The sequence below is a fragment of the Calditrichota bacterium genome, assembly GCA_013112635.1.
Taxonomy (GTDB): Bacteria; Calditrichota; Calditrichia; order Calditrichales; family J004; genus JABFGF01.
Window position 1 is genome coordinate 18,267 of record JABFGF010000013.1, and the last position, 17,368, is coordinate 35,634.

A 17,368-nucleotide genomic window follows, 5' to 3' on the forward strand; every position below is an offset into this window, starting at 1 on the left:
AAATGCTTGCTGATAGACATCAGCCAAACTTGGTTATTGATTATTAAAACGAAGAATGTGTAGTTCTAATTAGTGTTTTTTTTCCTGATATTGAACCCAAATAAAAGAGAAAACCGGGGTCCGCTTTTTGATGTTGCGACAGCTAAATTTATTGGAAAATTTATTTCTCAACTTTGTACTGTTACCCCCGCAGCAATTACAACAGACGTTCCTGAAAGGGACACATTTGGCCCGGCACCAAACTCAAATCCATCAGCCGATCTCATTCCAATCAACCATGAGAGGCTGGGTAAAAACTTTTCCTGCTCAAACCCACCAATTAGTGCAACCCACTCAGAAACAGCTGTGGCGCCGGTACTTATTGTAAAAAAGCGTTTTTCAAATTGCCAACCAAACTGGGCCATAAATGGTTCAAGACTTACACCTACTTTCCTGTTGATTGTATTTCTAAAAGATTCAGACAGGTAACTGAAACCAATTCGCGGGCCTGATAACTCCATGGCTTCATATACAATAATATCCGAATTTGTATCTTGAGAGTAGAGTTGCGTTGATAAAAAAAATATTGAGATTAACAAAAATCGCATACATTCCTCCTTGGTTATAAATTTACCAACATGAACCAATTATAGAAGATCGATCGTACTGAATTTATATTGAATATAATAGTTTCATCTATGAAAAACCAACTTTAGAAAGCGTAGTTTATATGCGTTTACTAAAGGATACTTTTGGGGATGATGCGTCTGGTCCAAGCTTTGAATTGTTTCCACCAGCCGGCTTCAGAATCCGGATTAAAGGCCAATGTGGTTTCCCAGGAATTCTCAGGCATAAATTCAACATTCATTACATTTTCCAGCTTTTCGCCAAATTCTTTTGAATGCACTATTACAACACATTCGGTGTTTAGATTGGCGCTGCGGGGATCCAGATTAAAAGTCCCGATAACCGAAATTCTGCCATCCACCACCATGGATTTTGAGTGCAGCCCAAAGATCGGTTGAAAATCAAGTTTCTTTTGCAGGGCGCTGGTCATCACTTCATAACGCACTGCTGCGTCCGGTTTAAATTCATAAATCCTGACACCCGATTTTAACAAATCCTGGCGATTGCGCTGGTAGCCGTTAAATGCCTCAAGGTTATCTGTGGAAGAAAGGCTGTTGGTTAAAATGCGCACCTTTACGCCACGCTTAACTGCCTTGCGAAACAGACCTTGTCCCAGCTTTGTAGTAACCAGGTATGGCGATTGGATTGTCACCGATGATTTCGCATTCTCAATTAAATCAACAAGTGCGTCTGTGGATATTCCACCGCCTTTAAGCCCGATTCGTTCATCATTTTTGCCGGGAGCATCAGAAACATAATAAACGCTATCCAACCATTGCAAATCACCGGATTCCTGAATTGCTTTGAACCCATGAGGAATATTTGTAATTTTTTCGCGTACCTGTGGCCAGAAATTTTCTGGGTTGCAGGCATACTGGTGCAGCCATTCAAAAGTACGCTCCGCATTCAACTCCATTTCACTTACTTCTACCAAGTCTAAAATGGGTGTGCTTAAAGGATCATTCCAATATTCATCAAAAGATTTCTGTACTTGATTTGCAACTCCACCGATCAAAAGGATATCACGGTCCCGGAAATTATATTCATGATCATAATCGAAATATTCATCGGCAATATTGCGTCCGCCGGTAATTACAATCTTGCCATCCACGGTAAAGGTTTTGTTGTGCATGCGCTGGTTTACGCCACGAAAATTTGTGGCAACATTTACAACTTTGGATATAATATTTTTGCCAATGTTGGCACTTGGGTTATAAATTTTAACAGATATGTTTTCATGAGAATCAATTTCAACAATATCTTCTGCCGTTGCATCCACCAGTAAATCATCCAGAAGAAGTCTAACTTTTACACCCCGATCAGCAGCCCGTAAAATATAATCAACAGCAATTAAACCAACATTGTCCATCGAAAAAATAAAATATTGGATATCGATGGTTTCCTCGGCATACTCGCTTAACCAGGCACGGGCAACCATCGCCATATCGCCTTCTTCCAAACTGTACACCCCGGTCTTATTTTTCATTAACTCTACAACTGGTGCCAGTTGTTCATCCAGAGTTATGGTCGAATCACGATGAATTGATGAACAGAATTCCTGATCATGCTCCTTAAAAACACGTTTGTTAGAGGAACATCCGATAAAAAGGATGAGACTGATAATTAGTAAAATCTTTTTCATATTTTACACCTATGCAGGTCTGAAAACTCCAAAATACAAACAACAAAAATCAAATATATCCCAAAAGGCATTGCTTAATTGAACAAAATGATTTGTTGTAAGAATTTTGATTTTGGAATTTGGTATTTAAGGTTTTTAAAATTGAATTAAGAGCTTTGGTTTACACACATTTCATAAAGTTTGTTAACTGTTTTCCAGTTTCTGGCCGTGGTTTTAACATTTAATTTTCGTTCAAGAGTTTTGTTATCAAGTTTGGATTTGCCTAATCCTTCAGGAAAATAAAAATAGATTTCCCGGTCTTTTATTACAATGTCATCATCCGGAGCCATGAATTTTTTTATTTCATCCATCGGAATTGTTTCCGGTATTTCTGATAAAAACGTAACCAGTAAACGGTTAAATTCCCGCTCACCTTTAATTGGCAAATTATCAATAACTGTTTTTATTTCATCCTGTGAGCGGATTTGAACCGGGACATGAAATCCATATTTTTCATTTATTGCATTTTCAATTTTGGTGATTATTTTTTTTCTGTCCGTTTGTTGTGTTTTAAAAATAACATTACCGCTCTGGATATAAGTTTGGACATCGGTAAAACCAAGACCAAAATATAACTCTCTCAAGTCGGCCATTTTTATTAACTTCTGTCCACTTACATTAATTCCACGCAGCAATGAAATGAAGGTTTGCAATTGATATTCCAAGATAGTGATTGTTGAAAAGCAAACACCTTCACAGAGGAAGGTGTATGAATCCAATCTAAATAAGTATTAAATAAAATACACAATTAGATTATTTGAAGTTCATTGGCAAAAACACCTTATAACCTAAAACCACATCCATTGAAATCCTTTAAAAGCAATCCAGCCTAAAACAGCACCCGGAGCAAGATCGTAAAAATAATGTTGTTTTGTATACAAAGCACTCAGTGCTATTAAAATAGGAAACAGCCAGGCCCAGGGCGCTAAATAAGGTGCATTTAAAGTTAAGTGTAAGGCCGTTAAAGTTGCAACACTAACATGCATGCTGGGAAAACAATTAGAGCGTTGATCAAATCGTTGGACAAGGCCAAGGAAACGTACACTCAAACTTTTACTTTCAGGCAGATTGCGCCAATGCTCCGGCGTAACAACCGGGACTAAAATAAAAAAGACCATTTGCATTAACATCAACATAAAAAAACTAATTGCCATATAATTAAACTGACGCATATCTTCCACAACATAAATCAGGAAAACTATAACCGGATAATATAACCCGGAATACACATAAACCCATCCTGGCTTTAATTTAAACCAATCATCAATTTGCGTTGTTTTAAATTCTTTTGCTTTTCTAAACATATTATTTTGTGTCCAGAAATAGAATTGATAAATACCGACAATGAGAATAATTGTAATTGAAAAATAAACCAGATAATCCATGTAGTTCCTCCATTCATAACTGTAAATATCCTGTAAAAAAGATAGGTTTTCCGGCACAGATTATGTCAGAGAGATGTAAGTTAGATGTAAAAAAATGTAATTGGCAAGGCGGGACTTTATTTTAAAAATTTATAGCCTGAACCATGCATTGTTAATAAATGGCTTGGCTCAGATGGATCATCTTCAATTTTTTTGCGCAGGTTTAAAATTAAATTATCAACTGTTCTAGTTGTAGGAAAAACATCATATCCCCACACTTCGTTTAAAAGCTGGTCGCGAGAAACAACTTCGCCTTCATGTTCTATTAAAAAACGTATAACCTCAAATTCCTTTGAAGATAACTTTACTGGCTCGCTGTTTTTAAAGGCTTCCAGGCGTTTAAAGTCCAGGGTCATATTTCCAAAAGTAAATGAATTAAGTTTTTGTATTAGCCCGGAAGATCGGCGTAACAAGGCCTTTACCCTGGCATGCAACTCCCGGATGGATGGTGGCTTGGTTACATAGTCATCGGCTCCGAGTTCCAGTAAAAGAACCTTATCAATCTCATCCTGCTTGCTGGTAAGCACTAAAATAGGTGTTGTAATTTCTCTTTGGCGGACTTCTCTGCAAATATCTTTACCATTTTTTCCGGGCAACATCAAATCTAAAATGATAATATCCACTTCAGGATCTAAAGCTTTTTCAAGACCATCAATGCCATCGGTGGCGGAAATAATTTTATAATGCTCTTCTTCAAAGCTCGCTTCTAGCGCTTTTAAAATTGCAAGATCGTCTTCAATGATTAATAGCTTTTGCATATGCCTCCATCAATTTTTTATTTCACCAATCGGAAAGTATAAAATAAATGTACTTCCCTGCCCTGGTTTACTTTCAACTTCCACTTTTCCGTTATGTGCTTCAACAACATGTTTAACCAGCGTTAACCCCAATCCTGCACCACCGGAGCTTTGAATATTTTCATCTTTAGAACGATAAAATGTTTCGAAAATATGTTGTTGATCTTCACTGGAAATGCCAACACCTTCATCAGTAAATTTAACAACAACATCCTCATTTTCAACTTCTGTAGAAATAAAAATACTCTTTTTATCTGCAGAATATTTTATAACATTGGAAATTAAATTTATACAAATGGAAATCAAAGCATCCTCATCGGCATTCAGGATAATTTCATTTTTTGAATAGTTTTCATTTACCTCAAAGTTTTGCTGACTTAACTGGTAATCCATTATTTTTACAACATTTTTTAAAACGGTATTAATATTTAATTTTTTAAAATGATATTCTTTTATCCCACGCTCAATTTTTGAGAAATCCAGAACGTTACTTATCAAACGTGATAGACGTGAACTTTCACCTTCAATAATTTCCAGATATTCACTTCTTTTGGACTCGGGGATATTTTTTTTCTCATTTAAAAGTTCTGCAAACATTCTGATTGAAGTCAGTGGCGATTGCAGATCGTGGGAAACGCTGGATACAAAATATGATTTCAATTGATTGAGTTCGTTCAGATGTTCAGCCTCAAGATTTTTTAATAATAATTGTTTTTGGAATACAGTCCGCTGTATCGCGAGGCCCAATTGAATCCCAACAGTTCTTAAAAGATCGATATCTTCATGTGTATATTTCTGCCCGGATTTTTTTCTTCCTAAAATCAGTATTCCAATAACATCATTTTTTGGATCTTTTAGCGGTGTAGCAAGACAGGTATATTTCTTATTATCATTTGGAATGTTTAGATCTTCAAATTCCAAACCTGACTCAATAATATTTTGATGTGTGAATATGGTTTGATTAGAATTTTGCGCCTGTTTATAAATATCCTTTATTAGCCCTTTATCAAATTGATCAAAGTTCTTACTGGCTGCAAGCTCAATTTCTGAGCTAATTTCATTTTTAATATAAATGGCAGAGTACTTTAATTGTAATAAGTCATCAATCTTGCGAATAGCTATTTGGACGATTGTATTTTTATCATAGCTTTCATTTAACTCTTGTGTAAAATGCCGTTGTGCCACACGATAATTATACTGCACCCTGAAAAACTTTTTATCCACCAGTTTCTGTAAACCACGGCGGATAGGTTCGAAAAATATTGGTGTTAAAATCGCAGCAATAACAGTTGTAACAAGCGATGATTCAACTGTAATAAAACCAACAAACAAAACTGAAAGACCAACCAGTGCTGCATATACAACCAACAAAAAGAAGGCCATAAAAACGTAAACTGTACTTCTGCGAAAAATATGATCAATATTAAAAGCGTGGTATTTTACAATGGCAATACTGAATGTGATTGGTATAATAAGCATTATTTGAAGCAATATGGCTTCCGGAATAAACGAATCAAAGCCCATCAGTTGGGGCATTTGCCAGAAAAAAACAAATGAAGGCGGTCCAATCGCTAATCCGAAAACCACCCAGCGAATTTGTCTTCTTTCAGATTCTTCCTGCGCGTTTATTGAAGATTGAAAAATATTTATGACTCCAAAAACCATGGCAATGGCAAAATATAAACGGTTTAAATCAAAAACATTCATATGATAATGAAACCAATCAACAGAAATAGATTGACTGGCGCTTAAAAAAGTAATGGACATGAAAATAGCGAGTAGTGCGGAAAAGCCATAAAGTGGATATGTTAACTTTTTTAAATGCTGCCATTTATACCTTGGGAAGACAAAACTTAAATGGACAAATAAGGTAGGGACAAAAGCGTATGCTATAAAAAAGAAGAGACGATTTAATTGTCCCAGGTTAAACACTCCGGCAGAATAATTTCCCCAGGTAAGTGTAATTATTACAGCTGTCCAAACCGAAGCCCAATGCCAGATATTTGCCATTAGCAATTCAGGTCTTTTGTTAATTACAAACAGACCCAAAATAAGAAAAACAAGACCTACAAAAATCTGTGTTAGATTATCATAAAGATTGTAATAGGATGGTAGCTTTACCTGCAGGTTAACATGTCTCTCTTCGCGAAGCAGTGAAAACTGGACAGAATCTCCAATAGAATGCGAATCAAGTATAAACTCTATATCTTCCTTTCTGGATACTTTCCGGCCGTCTATTAAAAGGAGTTTATCACCTTGCCAAAAAATGTTTTTTAATTCCGGGGCTCTAATTTTACTTACATATACAGATTTTCCTTCCACTTTAAAAGCAATATGCTTTTGCGGCTCAAGCCCTGCCTTCTGGATATTTTGCTTCATGCCCAGCAAACAAATCAGCAACAGAATGAAATCTATAATCAGAATGATTTTTAGTCGTTTACTTAATTTATTCATGATATGAATATTAGCTGCATTGTATCTTTTTTTGATTTAGGCAATCATACTATCAAGAAAATATTGAAATATGTTACCCAACAAATATGTTTCAAATTAGTAAAAAACAAACTAAAAAACGAGGATCGCAATGTTTTTTGAACGTATCTATGAAGAGGGTTTAGCGCAAGCCAGCTACTTTGTTGGTTGTCAGGCAACAAAAGAGGCTATTGTCATCGATCCAAAACGCGACGTTGATACCTATCTGAAATTAGCTGACCGTAAAAACTATAAAATTACGCACGTTACCGAAACACATATTCATGCCGATTTTTTAAGCGGTTCTCGTGAACTGGCTTCGTTAACAGGCGCCAAAATGCTGCTTTCGGATGAAGGCGGACCCGACTGGCAATACCAGTTTGATCATACTGGTCTTAAACACAAGGACGTTTTCAAGATTGGAAATATTCAGTTTGAAGTTTTACATACGCCCGGCCATACGCCGGAACATATATCTTTTCTATTAACAGATTTACCCGCATCTGATAAACCCAGTATGATCTTTACCGGTGATTTTGTATTTGTTGGAGATATTGGCCGGCCAGATTTATTGGAAGTAGCTGCAGGAGTTGAAGGCAGCCGGATTATTGGTGCCAAACAGATGTTTCAATCTTTAAAAATGTTTAAAGAATTACCGGATTATCTTCAGGTTTGGCCGGGACATGGCGCGGGTTCTGCTTGTGGTAAAGCCCTGGGAGCCATCCCCGGAACAACAATTGGTTATGAAAAAATCTATAATTGGGCGCTTAAACACACCAAAGAAGGACCTTTTGTAGATGAGCTTTTGGAAGGACAACCAGAACCACCCAAATATTTTGCAATGATGAAAAAGCTCAATAAAATAAATCGTCAAATTATTCCAACAATAAGAAAAGCAAAAGAACTCTCAATAGCTGAATTGGAAAAGGCCATTAAAGAAGGCATGCCGGTTATTGATACAAGGAACAAAGCTCTCTTTGCCTATGGGCATATCTCTGGTACAATAAATATCCAGAATAATAATGATTTTTCAAATTGGGCAGGATGGTTGCTAAATTACAATGCCCCATTTGTTGTTATTGCAGAACATGGACAAATAGATGAGGTTTCGCGCAAACTGATACGAGTTGGTTTAGATAATCTCATAGGTTTCTTCTCAAATATTGATGGGTGGATTGAACAACATTCGATGCAAGCCTTAAACCATATCGAGTCTCACGAACTAAAAGAAGTGATCGCCCAAAATAATTGCACAATTGTTGATGTACGCGGGATAAATGAATACAACAGCGGTCATATCAAACATGCAAAGCATATCCATCTGGGAGAATTAAAGGAACGTGCAGGAGAATTGCAAAAAGACAATCATATTATCCTTCATTGCGCCGGCGGTGACCGATCCAGCACAGCATGTAGTATTCTTCAGAAAGAGGGTTTTCTCAAAATCACTAATTTAACAGGTGGCTTTAACGCTTGGGCAGAATCCGAATTAGAATCTTAGTCTGTTTAATTTTTTTCTTTGTTTCATATTTTTCGGAAGAATTTGAATAAAAGCTGTAAATTAAAAATATATTCTTCAAATAGTGTTTTTTTACCGTTGCTAATCGGACATATGAAAATAAAAGAATTTTATAACAACAAGATAAGACCAAAAATAAAAAAAGGGTTTGATGAAATTCGCCACCCCGGCAATCATCCCAGGACAACTGCTCTTTCAATCGCCATTGGTATTTTTATAGGGATTGCAATCCCCATGGGTTTTCAGGTTTGGGCAATGGCTATCTTACTACTGGCTATCCGCTATAACTTAATAATTGCTAGCTTTGTGTCACTTATTTCAAATCCATTAACTATTTTGCCTATTTACTTCGCAGTTATTTCATTTGGGGAATTTGTTTTACAGATATCATTTCCCTGGGAGCTGTTTTACAGTTTTCTTGATGAACCCGGGTTTGAAAAAATTGTTGAGTTTGGGACGGAAGGGATGTTCATCTTTTTTACCGGTTCACTTTTGATAGCAACCATTTTATCTATTCCGGCTTATTTTCTTTCTTTTAAAACACTAACAAATTACCACAACAAAAATAAAACGGCAGTGGAGTAAGATCAAAATCCGTTTTAAAACAACGATAATATTTCCTTTAAATCCACATTTCCACCGCTAATAATAATTCCAATTTTTTTGCCTGCCAGTTTTTCTTTTATTTTTAACACGGCTGCCAAAGGCGTCGCACTGGAAGGTTCAATTATTATTTTCATTCTTTGCCAAACCAACTGCATGGCTTCGATTATTTCCTGATCAGATACAACCACAATTTCATCAACAAAATCCTGGATATACTCAAATGTTCTCTGGCTTAACGCTGTACGCAAACCATCCGCAATTGTCTTTGGGGGTAATTGAGGATGAAGTTTACCTGTGGTGTAAGATAAAAAAGCATCATTAGCAAGCTCCGGTTCGCCACCAATAACATTTACATTTGGCAATAAATATTTTGCTGCCAAAGCACTGCCGCTAATCCCACCACCTCCGCCAACAGGCGCAAATATAAAATCAAATTCTCCCTTCTCTTCAATTAACTCTAAAGCAGATGTGGCTGCTCCTGTAATGATAACATCATTATCATAAGGGTGGATAAGTTTGGCATTGGTTTTCTTAATAATCTTTTCTGTTTCGGCGATACGCGAACTTAACATAGCGTCACTAAATGTAACTTCTGCCCCATAAGAAAATAAGGCATCTTTTTTTATTTGTGGTGAAAGATGAGGAGTTACAACATAGCATTTAATTCCTCGCCATGCGGCGGCTTGTGCTAATGCAGCGCCATGGTTTCCGGATGAGTGTGTAATGACACCATTTTTTGCCTCTTCATCACTCAGCGAAAAAACAGCATTTGTTGCACCTCGAATTTTAAAGGAACCGGTTTTTTGAAAATTTTCACATTTAAAAAAAAGATTGGCTCCCGCAATTTCGTTTATTGCTTTACAGGTTAATACAGGTGTTTTATGAATTTTTTTGGCAATCCGTCTTGCCGCTTGTTTGATATTTGTAAGGTTTACGCTCATAAGTACAATATTTTTATAGATTAAGGAAAAAGTTTTTTGTTGTTTTTTCGTTTGGTTTTTCGGACTGAAACTTCTAAATTCGCACTAATATTTTGTCCCCGCCGTTATATTTTTTTCAATTAAAGAGACTTAAAATCACTACGATAATCCGGTAATGTCAACATTTAAATACAATGTCCTAATTATTGACGATCATCCCTTTACAATTAAAATTCTGACAAAAATCTTAATCAAACAAGATTATAATGTTTTTTCTTTTACAAATCCAATAGAGGTTTTGGATTTTTTAGATAAGAATGAAACCGAGATTGACCTGATTATTTCTGATTTGATGATGGAACAAATGACAGGGATGGAGCTTTTATCAAAAGTAAAACAGAACTATTTTACGTCACAAATACCTTTTATATTTTTGTCTGCAGCGAACAATGATAATATTAGGAAAGAAGCGTTTGAAAAAGGTGCTATAGATTTTTTTGATAAACCTGTTAATACAAACTTATTCATTTCGAAAATCCAATCCATTCTGCTTAACATTGCAATAAGTCAACTCGTGGGAAATATATTATTAACAGGAAATAAAGGAACCTTATTACCGCCGGATGTTTTGAAGTATTGTGAAATGGAAAGGCTAAATGGATTTGTTTATTTTAGCAATTGGACTTTAGAAACAGTCTTTAAGTTTACAAATGGGATTATCGATTACTCTTCGAATGATGAAAAACTTTATGCTGATTATGAACTTTTATTATCCTGGAATAAATATACATTTATTGTTTCCCGTTCAAAATTCAATTTAAAAGCAGTAAGAGAATATTTTAAACAAATCCAATCATCAACAAATACTTTCCTGCTAAATACCAAGAATAGGAAATTTGATAAATTTTTTGAAAAATTCCCTGACCTTGTAGAAATATTTGTGCACAAAGGTGTTTGGAATGCTGTTCGCAATAGTACTGATTTCAGTTATATATTTATTTTAGAATCGTTAAACACTTTAAATTCTACCGTACATAAAGAAGCGGGTAAAAATGTTTTATTTACAAAAATCAATCTCGACAATTTGAATATTCTCCTTCTAATTAACTATGAAAACAATGACCTGGCGTTTTTATTTAAAAGTGAAAAAGACTATCAAAGACTATTGAATATTTGGAAAGCTTCACAAAAATGATGAAACAAATTACTGAAGCTATTACAGGTATTGATGGCTTACAATACGTTATAATTCTTGATGAAAATGGAGACACACATTTTTCTGACTCTTTAATTGTTGAAGAAGGAAAACAAGCCATGGAGCTTTTTCTTCATTTTTTAAACTTTGTCAACAAACTAAAAATTGCAGGGAATAACCAGTTTAAAAATGGGGTCTGGGAATTTAGTGAGTTTTCAATTTCCATACTCACCATAAATTCCAACATTCTTATTCTTTCACATAAAAGAAGTTTTGATTCTCAAAAATTAATTAAAACAGTTGCACATTTTTTTGATGAAATTGATTAATAATTAGCAAGGATATTATGAAGAAGCAAAATGTTTCTAACACTATTGCAAGCGAACCATTTGAAATTGCAAAAAATATTTATTGGGTTGGCAAAAAAACAGGTGATGACCTTGAAATGAATGTCTTTTTGAGGGTTTTTGAAAAAGATAATCAAAAAATTAATATGCTAATCGATCCCGGCCCTCCATCAGATTTTGATATTATCGAAACAAATGTTAAAAAAGTTTTGGGTGATGATTATAAAATCCACTTTTCTTTTATTAACCACCAGGATCCGGATGTGGGTTATAACGCTATTTATTTTCAACGGTATTTTCCAAACATGCAGGTAATTACCATGGAAGATACCTGGCGTTTGATTAAATTCTACGGCTTCAATCCTAAAAGATATATCCCTGTAGACCGCTTTAAAAGCAGGACTATAAAAATGATAACCGGTCACAAACTGGTTTTTGTCCCAACTCCATATTGTCATTTCCGGGGTGCATGTGCTCTATACGACGTTACTGAACGGGTTTTATTTACAGGTGATTTGTTTGGCGGTCTTTCCGATACACCTGGTTTTTATGCCGATGAAGATGCCTGGTCAGGTATAAAAATATTCCAACAAATTTACATGCCCGCAAGCATTGCCATAGAAAGTGCACTTGCAAATATTACACGCGTAGACAAAAACCCGGCCGTAATTGCACCGCAGCATGGTAAAATAATTAAAGACAGTTTTGTAAAGAAATATATGTCAAAGCTAAAATCATTAGCAGTTGGATTGGATTTATCTCATCAAAATAAAATATTAGTTTCTCAATATATAAAAGCTCTAAATGCGATTATCCAGCAAATAAAACTCAAACTCGATAAGTCCAATTATGACACTATTTTCAATTCTCTTTTTACCGATGAATCATTCCCTGAAATCTTCAGCGTGAAAGATGAAGAGATTTATGAAGTAAAAATCGCAGTGGAAGATGCTATGCAGTATTTTCTTAATAACACTTTAAAAGACCAATCTCCCGGTGTAAAAAAAGATCTTCAATTTCTTGTTTTGCATATATTAACTGATCTTAACCTGCCTACCGAAAATTTAAATTTGGAAATTAAAGAAACAACTGAAACGAAGGAAGAAACAGAAGATTTTATCAGTGAAGAAAGTGAGGATGTTGAGAACCAGAACGGTACAGAAACAACTAACCTCAACTATCTAAATATCCGCAATCTGTTGCAGATAATTGAAGATGAAAGTGGCAGTGATAAATTCAATGAGCTAACTGTTTTGAGAATAATGCTCAAAATTCCACCGGATATTTTGAAACGAAATAAAGTCAACAGTTACGATGATTTTTTCCAGTTGGAAGAAACAAGTGATCCTGATTTTATTAAGTACATTGTACAGGGAAGTGAACAGATTTTAGGCCATCAATTGCCTGAATCTATATTAAAATAAGGAATTTATGAGTATAAATTTAAACCTTACCCATGATCCCAAAAGCGGTTTACACAATCTTGCAAACCAGTCTGTTGTTCTTCATTGCAATCACTATAATATTGAGTTACAGAATACAATTTTATTGCCAGAATATTTAGATGGTTATGAAATCCAATTCAATGCCGCCGCTGAAGTTGCTTCAAGCATGGTGAAAGAAGTGTGCATACAAGAAAATATTTCTGATAAATCTGAAAAATTACGAGTCGCAGAGAGTATATATAAAAAAATGGGACTTGGGGTTTTAAACCTTTCGCTTGTAGATGAATCTGGTGGAATTGTAAATACCTCAGCTTCTCACTATCATCTTGGCTGGCAAATTCGCTTTTCAAAATCTGAAGCGCATGCCCATGTTTTAACAGAGGGATTTATTGCCGGCATAATGACTTATGTTTTTAACGAAAGTTATAGCGTTGAAGCAGTAGTCGAGCCCAAAAAGCTATACTACAAAATTGAGAAAACTACAGAAGCAAAATATATCGAGAATCTAAATTTACAAAAAATCCAATCCATCGATACTTCCAACCCAGATTTTCCAAACTATGACAAAAAAATACCTTGCCAGGATATTACAAGTGCGGTTTTACGGGCTTTACCCCAGGCAAATGAAAGCGGACTTATTGAGGCGTTTGGTGTTTTACTAACTTATCTACCATCAGAATATTATGGAAAAATCTCTTATCGATTTGAACAAGCTTTGGACAAAACCGGCGGAATTGATGGATTGGCCAAACCACTATTAATTGAATCCGGACATATTTGTGGTTTTAATACTTTTGGTGGAATAATGACATCAGAAGTCTGGAATACTCTTATTTTACCAACTCTCACTTCGCAGCATGATTGGGTTTACGGAATGGTTTCGGTAATTAACGCATTAGGATGGGGACATTGGCACATTAATGAATTAGTCGATGAAAAAAAACTTGTTCTAAGGGTATATAACAGTACTGAGGCAATTGCTTATCGTGAACATTTTGGAATTGCGAAATCATCAAAATGCTACACTGCGGAAGGTGCTGCGGCGGCGATTATGAACCTTATCTACAAAGGGGATATTATTAGCGGGCCTGAATTAACTCAGGAATATTATCAAAAAGTATTTAAAAGTGAAAATACATTTAAATCCGAAGAAACTAAGTGCATTGCAAAAGGCGATGAATACTGTGAATTTAAATTTATCGAAAAATAGTAAAACTACTTAGAAAACAGTTTTCTTAAATCATTCAGAATCTGCTCGAATATTTTATTCTCAAACTTTTGAACAGGGTACTTTGATACAAACTTCTCGTTTTTTCCAAAAATAGCAATATTACAATGTTCTTCTTTAAACTTATACGTTTCGGCAAACTCTCCATCCCAATCCATTAAAATTCTTTTAGTTGTATCACTTGGAAAAAAACCCTGAACAATTCCACGCATAAAAAATGGAACCGCGCTTAAATCTGCTACACCTATAAAAGAAACATGTTTGCCAGTGTTATTCTTTTCTAATGAATCTAAAATTGCTTTAACCCAAAGATCATTATATTTACTGCCCTCTCTGTCGCTCCCCACAATAACAACTATTTTATCAGAAAAATCGCTTTTTTCATGAACCTTATCAAATTGGTCTTTGATTTTAAAATCAATTAGATTTTCACTTTGATAACCATAAATGGGTAAAACCACAAACAGGGGCGCTAAAAGTAATATTAATAATTTCATATGCTATATTTGCTCACTTTTCGTAAACATCCTGGAAAGTATATAATCGATCGATTACAGCAGGTTTTTCATAATTCAACAAGTTAAAAGCCTGCCCACCCACAAAAACATCAACGCTGTTCTTTTCCGCAATATCACAGATTAGATCTAACTCTTTTTGGGTTTGATCTATTTCTTTTACATAAGTACCGGATATATAGATTCGTTTGGGACCAAAATCTTCGATAATGTTTTGAAGATAAATCTGTGGTGTAATTTGGCCACTGTATAAAACTTTGTACCCACGGTATTCCAAAATATGATCTACCAATTTTAATGGAATATCGTGCATTTCATTTTGAAGGTTCATGCACATGGCAACACCCTTCCTTATTTCCGGACGGGCAATTAGGCTCTGTAACCGGATTATTGAATCTTTCATTGTTTGGGAAGCGAAGTGCTCTTCAATAATTGATATCTGTTTGGCTTCCCACAAATCACCGATCTCATGAAGGACCGGTGTAACAATTCCATCATAGATTTCATGTAACCCGATTTTTGCAAGATATAGGCCTTTTAGAATTTGCAGAACACGCTGTCGGTTATTGTTTAAGGCCTGTTTTAAAGTAAATTTATAAAGTACATCATATTTCTTTTTTAGTATCCATTCGCTTAATTGCAAATCTTCTTCATTCTCAATTGGGATCGTACTGATTGTAGCATTCGCCTGGCGGTGTTTTTCAACAAATTCAGTTAAGTGCTGCATTTCAAATTTCCGGTGTCCACCGGCAGTTTTAATGCAATTTAGTTTGCCTGAGGCGGACCATCTTTTTATTGTCGAAACATTTACCCCTAAAATTTTAGCGGCCTCTTCTGTACTGTAAGTTATCATATTAATTCCTCGTTCAACTGTTCCTAATATACATCCCATTTTATATATTTGCAATTTTATATGAGCTATATGAGCGTTTTAATTTCTTCTCAAACTTTTACACAAGTCTTTTCACTTTAACTCTTGAATCATTATACACCACTTTTAATAATGTTTTTAAAATATTATTTGACATTCCATTTTTTAGAGTTATATTAATCCCGAAAACATAAATCGCTCATTTCGCTCATTTAGGAGAAAAAAGATGAAAACAAAAAAAATTGTCGTTATAGGTGCCGGATTTGGAGGTCTCGCTTCTGCAATAAGGCTCCAGGCCAGAGGTCATCATGTTACAATTTTAGAAAAAAGAGAAAAAGTAGGTGGAAAAGCCTATCAGTTAAAAAAGGCGGGATATACATTTGATATGGGGCCATCTTTGATTACCGAACCCAAAATAATTGAGGATGTTTTTAAATCTGCTGGGAAAAAGATGGAAGACTATTTGGATTTAACTCTATTAGATCCATACTATCGCATTTTTTTTCATGACAATAGTTATATCGATTATTCTTCAGACAGTGAATTCATGAAAGAGCAAATGCGTAAATTCAATCCCAAAGACGCAGAAAATTATGATTCTTTTATGGACTTATCCAAACAGTTACATAAAGCCGTAATTACGGATGAATTGGGAAGCGAGCCTTTTTCTAAGATATCAACCATGCTCTCTTTTCTACCACAGGCCATAAAACTTAATGCTCTAAGTTCAGCATATGGGGTTGTCAAAAAGTTTTTTAAAGATTTTAGGCATCAATTTTTGTTTTCTTTTCATCCTCTATTTATTGGAGGCAACCCATTTAAAGCACCTGCTCTATATTTAATGATTCCATATATGGAAAAAGAAGGCGGTGTTTGGTATGCAAAAGGTGGAATGTACAGCGTAGTAGAAGCCTTTGTAAAAGTTTTTGAAGAGCTTGGTGGTACGATAGAAACAAATAGCGCAGCAGATTCTATCCAGGTAGAAAACGGACGGGCTGTAGGAGTGCGTAGTTCAAAGCGTGTCTTCCCAGCAGATATGGTTGTTTCAAATGCCGACTTCAAACATACATATGATGATTTGATCGAATCCAAACACCGTAAAAAATGGTCTCCTCAAAAATTAGAAAAATTAGATTACTCGATGAGCGCCTTTATTCTTTATTTAGGTGTTAAGAAGAAATACAGCAAGCTTAAACACCACACCTTGGTTTTATCTGAGCGTTATAAAGGCCTAATTGATGACATCTTTGTAAATAACGTCTTGCCCGATGACCAATCTATGTATTTACATATGCCATCAATAACAGACCCAACCATGGCGCCAGAAGGTTGCGAAAGCATGTATGTCCTGATCCCTGTTTCCAATATGGACGCAGGAATTGAATGGGACGAGGTAAAAGAGAATTATTCCAAGCAAATTTTAAATTTTCTTGAGCATGATTTTAAACTGGAAGGTTTACAAGATTCAATCGAAGTAATGGAAATATTTACACCTAAGGATTTTGCGAAAACACAAAATGCCTACAAAGGAAGTGCCTGGGGAGTAGAACCCACATTGTTGCAATCAGCATATTTCAGACCGCATAACCAATCAGAAGATATTGAGAATATGTTTTTAGTTGGGGCAAGTACACATCCGGGAGCAGGAGTTCCTGGAGTTTTATTAACTGCCGAGGCTACCGAAAAAGCCATCATAAATTATTTGAAAGAAACAAAAATAAAAACAAAATCAGCTTAGGAGA

16 protein-coding genes are annotated in these 17,368 nt (G+C 35.3%); 7 read left to right on the forward strand and 9 right to left on the reverse strand.

Annotation, left to right across the window (positions count from 1 at the left end):
* Positions 1-167 precede the first annotated feature (167 nt).
* The 6 genes from HND50_20515 to HND50_20540 form a co-directional block, all read right to left on the reverse strand.
* Positions 168-587, reverse strand: a complete 420-nt coding sequence (locus HND50_20515) for a hypothetical protein (GenBank protein NOG47633.1) — start codon at positions 585-587, stop codon at positions 168-170.
* Positions 588-718: 131 nt separating this feature from the next.
* Positions 719-2,248, reverse strand: coding sequence for a phospholipase D family protein (locus HND50_20520; GenBank protein NOG47634.1), 1,530 nt, complete (start codon positions 2,246-2,248; stop codon positions 719-721).
* A gap of 146 nt (positions 2,249-2,394) precedes the next feature.
* Positions 2,395-2,940, reverse strand: coding sequence for a DUF1697 domain-containing protein (locus HND50_20525; GenBank protein ID NOG47635.1), 546 nt, complete (start codon positions 2,938-2,940; stop codon positions 2,395-2,397).
* Positions 2,941-3,075: 135 nt separating this feature from the next.
* Positions 3,076-3,672, reverse strand: a complete 597-nt coding sequence (locus tag HND50_20530; protein ID NOG47636.1) for a phosphatase PAP2 family protein — start codon at positions 3,670-3,672, stop codon at positions 3,076-3,078.
* Positions 3,673-3,788: 116 nt separating this feature from the next.
* Positions 3,789-4,469, reverse strand: coding sequence for a response regulator transcription factor (locus HND50_20535; GenBank protein NOG47637.1), 681 nt, complete (start codon positions 4,467-4,469; stop codon positions 3,789-3,791).
* Between the two features lie 9 nt (positions 4,470-4,478).
* On the reverse strand, positions 4,479-6,962 hold the full coding sequence (locus HND50_20540; protein NOG47638.1) for a GAF domain-containing protein: 2,484 nt from the start codon (positions 6,960-6,962) through the stop codon (positions 4,479-4,481).
* Between the two features lie 130 nt (positions 6,963-7,092).
* On the opposite strand from HND50_20540, the gene HND50_20545 reads away from it, so the two are divergent.
* Both HND50_20545 and HND50_20550 read left to right on the forward strand, forming a co-directional pair.
* Positions 7,093-8,481 carry an MBL fold metallo-hydrolase gene (locus tag HND50_20545; GenBank protein ID NOG47639.1) on the forward strand — a complete coding sequence of 463 codons (1,389 nt, stop codon included), beginning with the start codon at positions 7,093-7,095 and terminating at the stop codon, positions 8,479-8,481.
* A gap of 111 nt (positions 8,482-8,592) precedes the next feature.
* Positions 8,593-9,084: a DUF2062 domain-containing protein gene (locus HND50_20550; protein NOG47640.1), complete on the forward strand. Its 492-nt coding sequence runs from the start codon at positions 8,593-8,595 to the stop codon at positions 9,082-9,084.
* A 14-nt stretch (positions 9,085-9,098) separates the two neighbouring features.
* Here the strand turns inward: HND50_20550 and HND50_20555 are convergent, their stop codons facing one another.
* Positions 9,099-10,046: a pyridoxal-phosphate dependent enzyme gene (locus HND50_20555; protein ID NOG47641.1), complete on the reverse strand. Its 948-nt coding sequence runs from the start codon at positions 10,044-10,046 to the stop codon at positions 9,099-9,101.
* A gap of 154 nt (positions 10,047-10,200) precedes the next feature.
* On the opposite strand from HND50_20555, the gene HND50_20560 reads away from it, so the two are divergent.
* The 4 genes from HND50_20560 to HND50_20575 are packed head-to-tail and all read left to right on the forward strand — an operon-like array spanning position 10,201 to position 14,222.
* Positions 10,201-11,220: a response regulator gene (locus HND50_20560; GenBank protein ID NOG47642.1), complete on the forward strand. Its 1,020-nt coding sequence runs from the start codon at positions 10,201-10,203 to the stop codon at positions 11,218-11,220.
* Positions 11,217-11,549 (forward strand): hypothetical protein, encoded by a 333-nt coding sequence (locus HND50_20565; GenBank protein NOG47643.1) that lies wholly within the window; start codon positions 11,217-11,219, stop codon positions 11,547-11,549. Before HND50_20560 ends, HND50_20565 begins: the two co-directional genes overlap by 4 nt.
* A 17-nt stretch (positions 11,550-11,566) precedes the next feature.
* Complete coding sequence (locus HND50_20570) at positions 11,567-12,991, forward strand: hypothetical protein (GenBank protein NOG47644.1); 1,425 nt, start codon at positions 11,567-11,569, stop codon at positions 12,989-12,991.
* Positions 12,992-12,998: 7 nt separating this feature from the next.
* Positions 12,999-14,222 (forward strand): hypothetical protein, encoded by a 1,224-nt coding sequence (locus tag HND50_20575; protein ID NOG47645.1) that lies wholly within the window; start codon positions 12,999-13,001, stop codon positions 14,220-14,222.
* Between the two features lie 5 nt (positions 14,223-14,227).
* Here the strand turns inward: HND50_20575 and HND50_20580 are convergent, their stop codons facing one another.
* A complete protein-coding gene (locus tag HND50_20580) occupies positions 14,228-14,737 on the reverse strand; it encodes a hypothetical protein (GenBank protein NOG47646.1) in 510 nt (169 codons plus the stop codon).
* 13 nt (positions 14,738-14,750) lie between these two features.
* On the reverse strand, positions 14,751-15,608 hold the full coding sequence (locus HND50_20585; protein NOG47647.1) for a helix-turn-helix domain-containing protein: 858 nt from the start codon (positions 15,606-15,608) through the stop codon (positions 14,751-14,753).
* A gap of 244 nt (positions 15,609-15,852) precedes the next feature.
* Here HND50_20585 and crtI point away from each other — a divergent pair, with 244 nt between their 5' ends.
* The gene (gene crtI, locus HND50_20590; protein ID NOG47648.1) at positions 15,853-17,364 is read left to right on the forward strand and encodes a phytoene desaturase; all 1,512 of its coding nucleotides are present in this window, start codon (positions 15,853-15,855) and stop codon (positions 17,362-17,364) included.
* Positions 17,365-17,368 lie beyond the last annotated feature (4 nt).

Excerpts from the sequence above, each read along its gene's own strand:
- HND50_20540 (NOG47638.1), bottom strand. The coding sequence starts at position 6,962 with ATGAATAAATTAAGTAAACGACTAAAAATCATTCTGATTATAGATTTC.
- HND50_20585 (NOG47647.1), bottom strand. The coding sequence starts at position 15,608 with ATGATAACTTACAGTACAGAAGAGGCCGCTAAAATTTTAGGGGTAAAT.
- crtI (NOG47648.1), top strand. The coding sequence starts at position 15,853 with ATGAAAACAAAAAAAATTGTCGTTATAGGTGCCGGATTTGGAGGTCTC.
- HND50_20545 (NOG47639.1), top strand. The coding sequence starts at position 7,093 with ATGTTTTTTGAACGTATCTATGAAGAGGGTTTAGCGCAAGCCAGCTAC.
- HND50_20565 (NOG47643.1), top strand. The coding sequence starts at position 11,217 with ATGATGAAACAAATTACTGAAGCTATTACAGGTATTGATGGCTTACAA.
- HND50_20560 (NOG47642.1), top strand. The coding sequence starts at position 10,201 with ATGTCAACATTTAAATACAATGTCCTAATTATTGACGATCATCCCTTT.
- HND50_20535 (NOG47637.1), bottom strand. The coding sequence starts at position 4,469 with ATGCAAAAGCTATTAATCATTGAAGACGATCTTGCAATTTTAAAAGCG.
- HND50_20580 (NOG47646.1), bottom strand. The coding sequence starts at position 14,737 with ATGAAATTATTAATATTACTTTTAGCGCCCCTGTTTGTGGTTTTACCC.
- HND50_20530 (NOG47636.1), bottom strand. The coding sequence starts at position 3,672 with ATGGATTATCTGGTTTATTTTTCAATTACAATTATTCTCATTGTCGGT.
- HND50_20520 (NOG47634.1), bottom strand. The coding sequence starts at position 2,248 with ATGAAAAAGATTTTACTAATTATCAGTCTCATCCTTTTTATCGGATGT.
- HND50_20550 (NOG47640.1), top strand. The coding sequence starts at position 8,593 with ATGAAAATAAAAGAATTTTATAACAACAAGATAAGACCAAAAATAAAA.
- HND50_20555 (NOG47641.1), bottom strand. The coding sequence starts at position 10,046 with ATGAGCGTAAACCTTACAAATATCAAACAAGCGGCAAGACGGATTGCC.
- HND50_20575 (NOG47645.1), top strand. The coding sequence starts at position 12,999 with ATGAGTATAAATTTAAACCTTACCCATGATCCCAAAAGCGGTTTACAC.
- HND50_20515 (NOG47633.1), bottom strand. The coding sequence starts at position 587 with ATGCGATTTTTGTTAATCTCAATATTTTTTTTATCAACGCAACTCTAC.
- HND50_20570 (NOG47644.1), top strand. The coding sequence starts at position 11,567 with ATGAAGAAGCAAAATGTTTCTAACACTATTGCAAGCGAACCATTTGAA.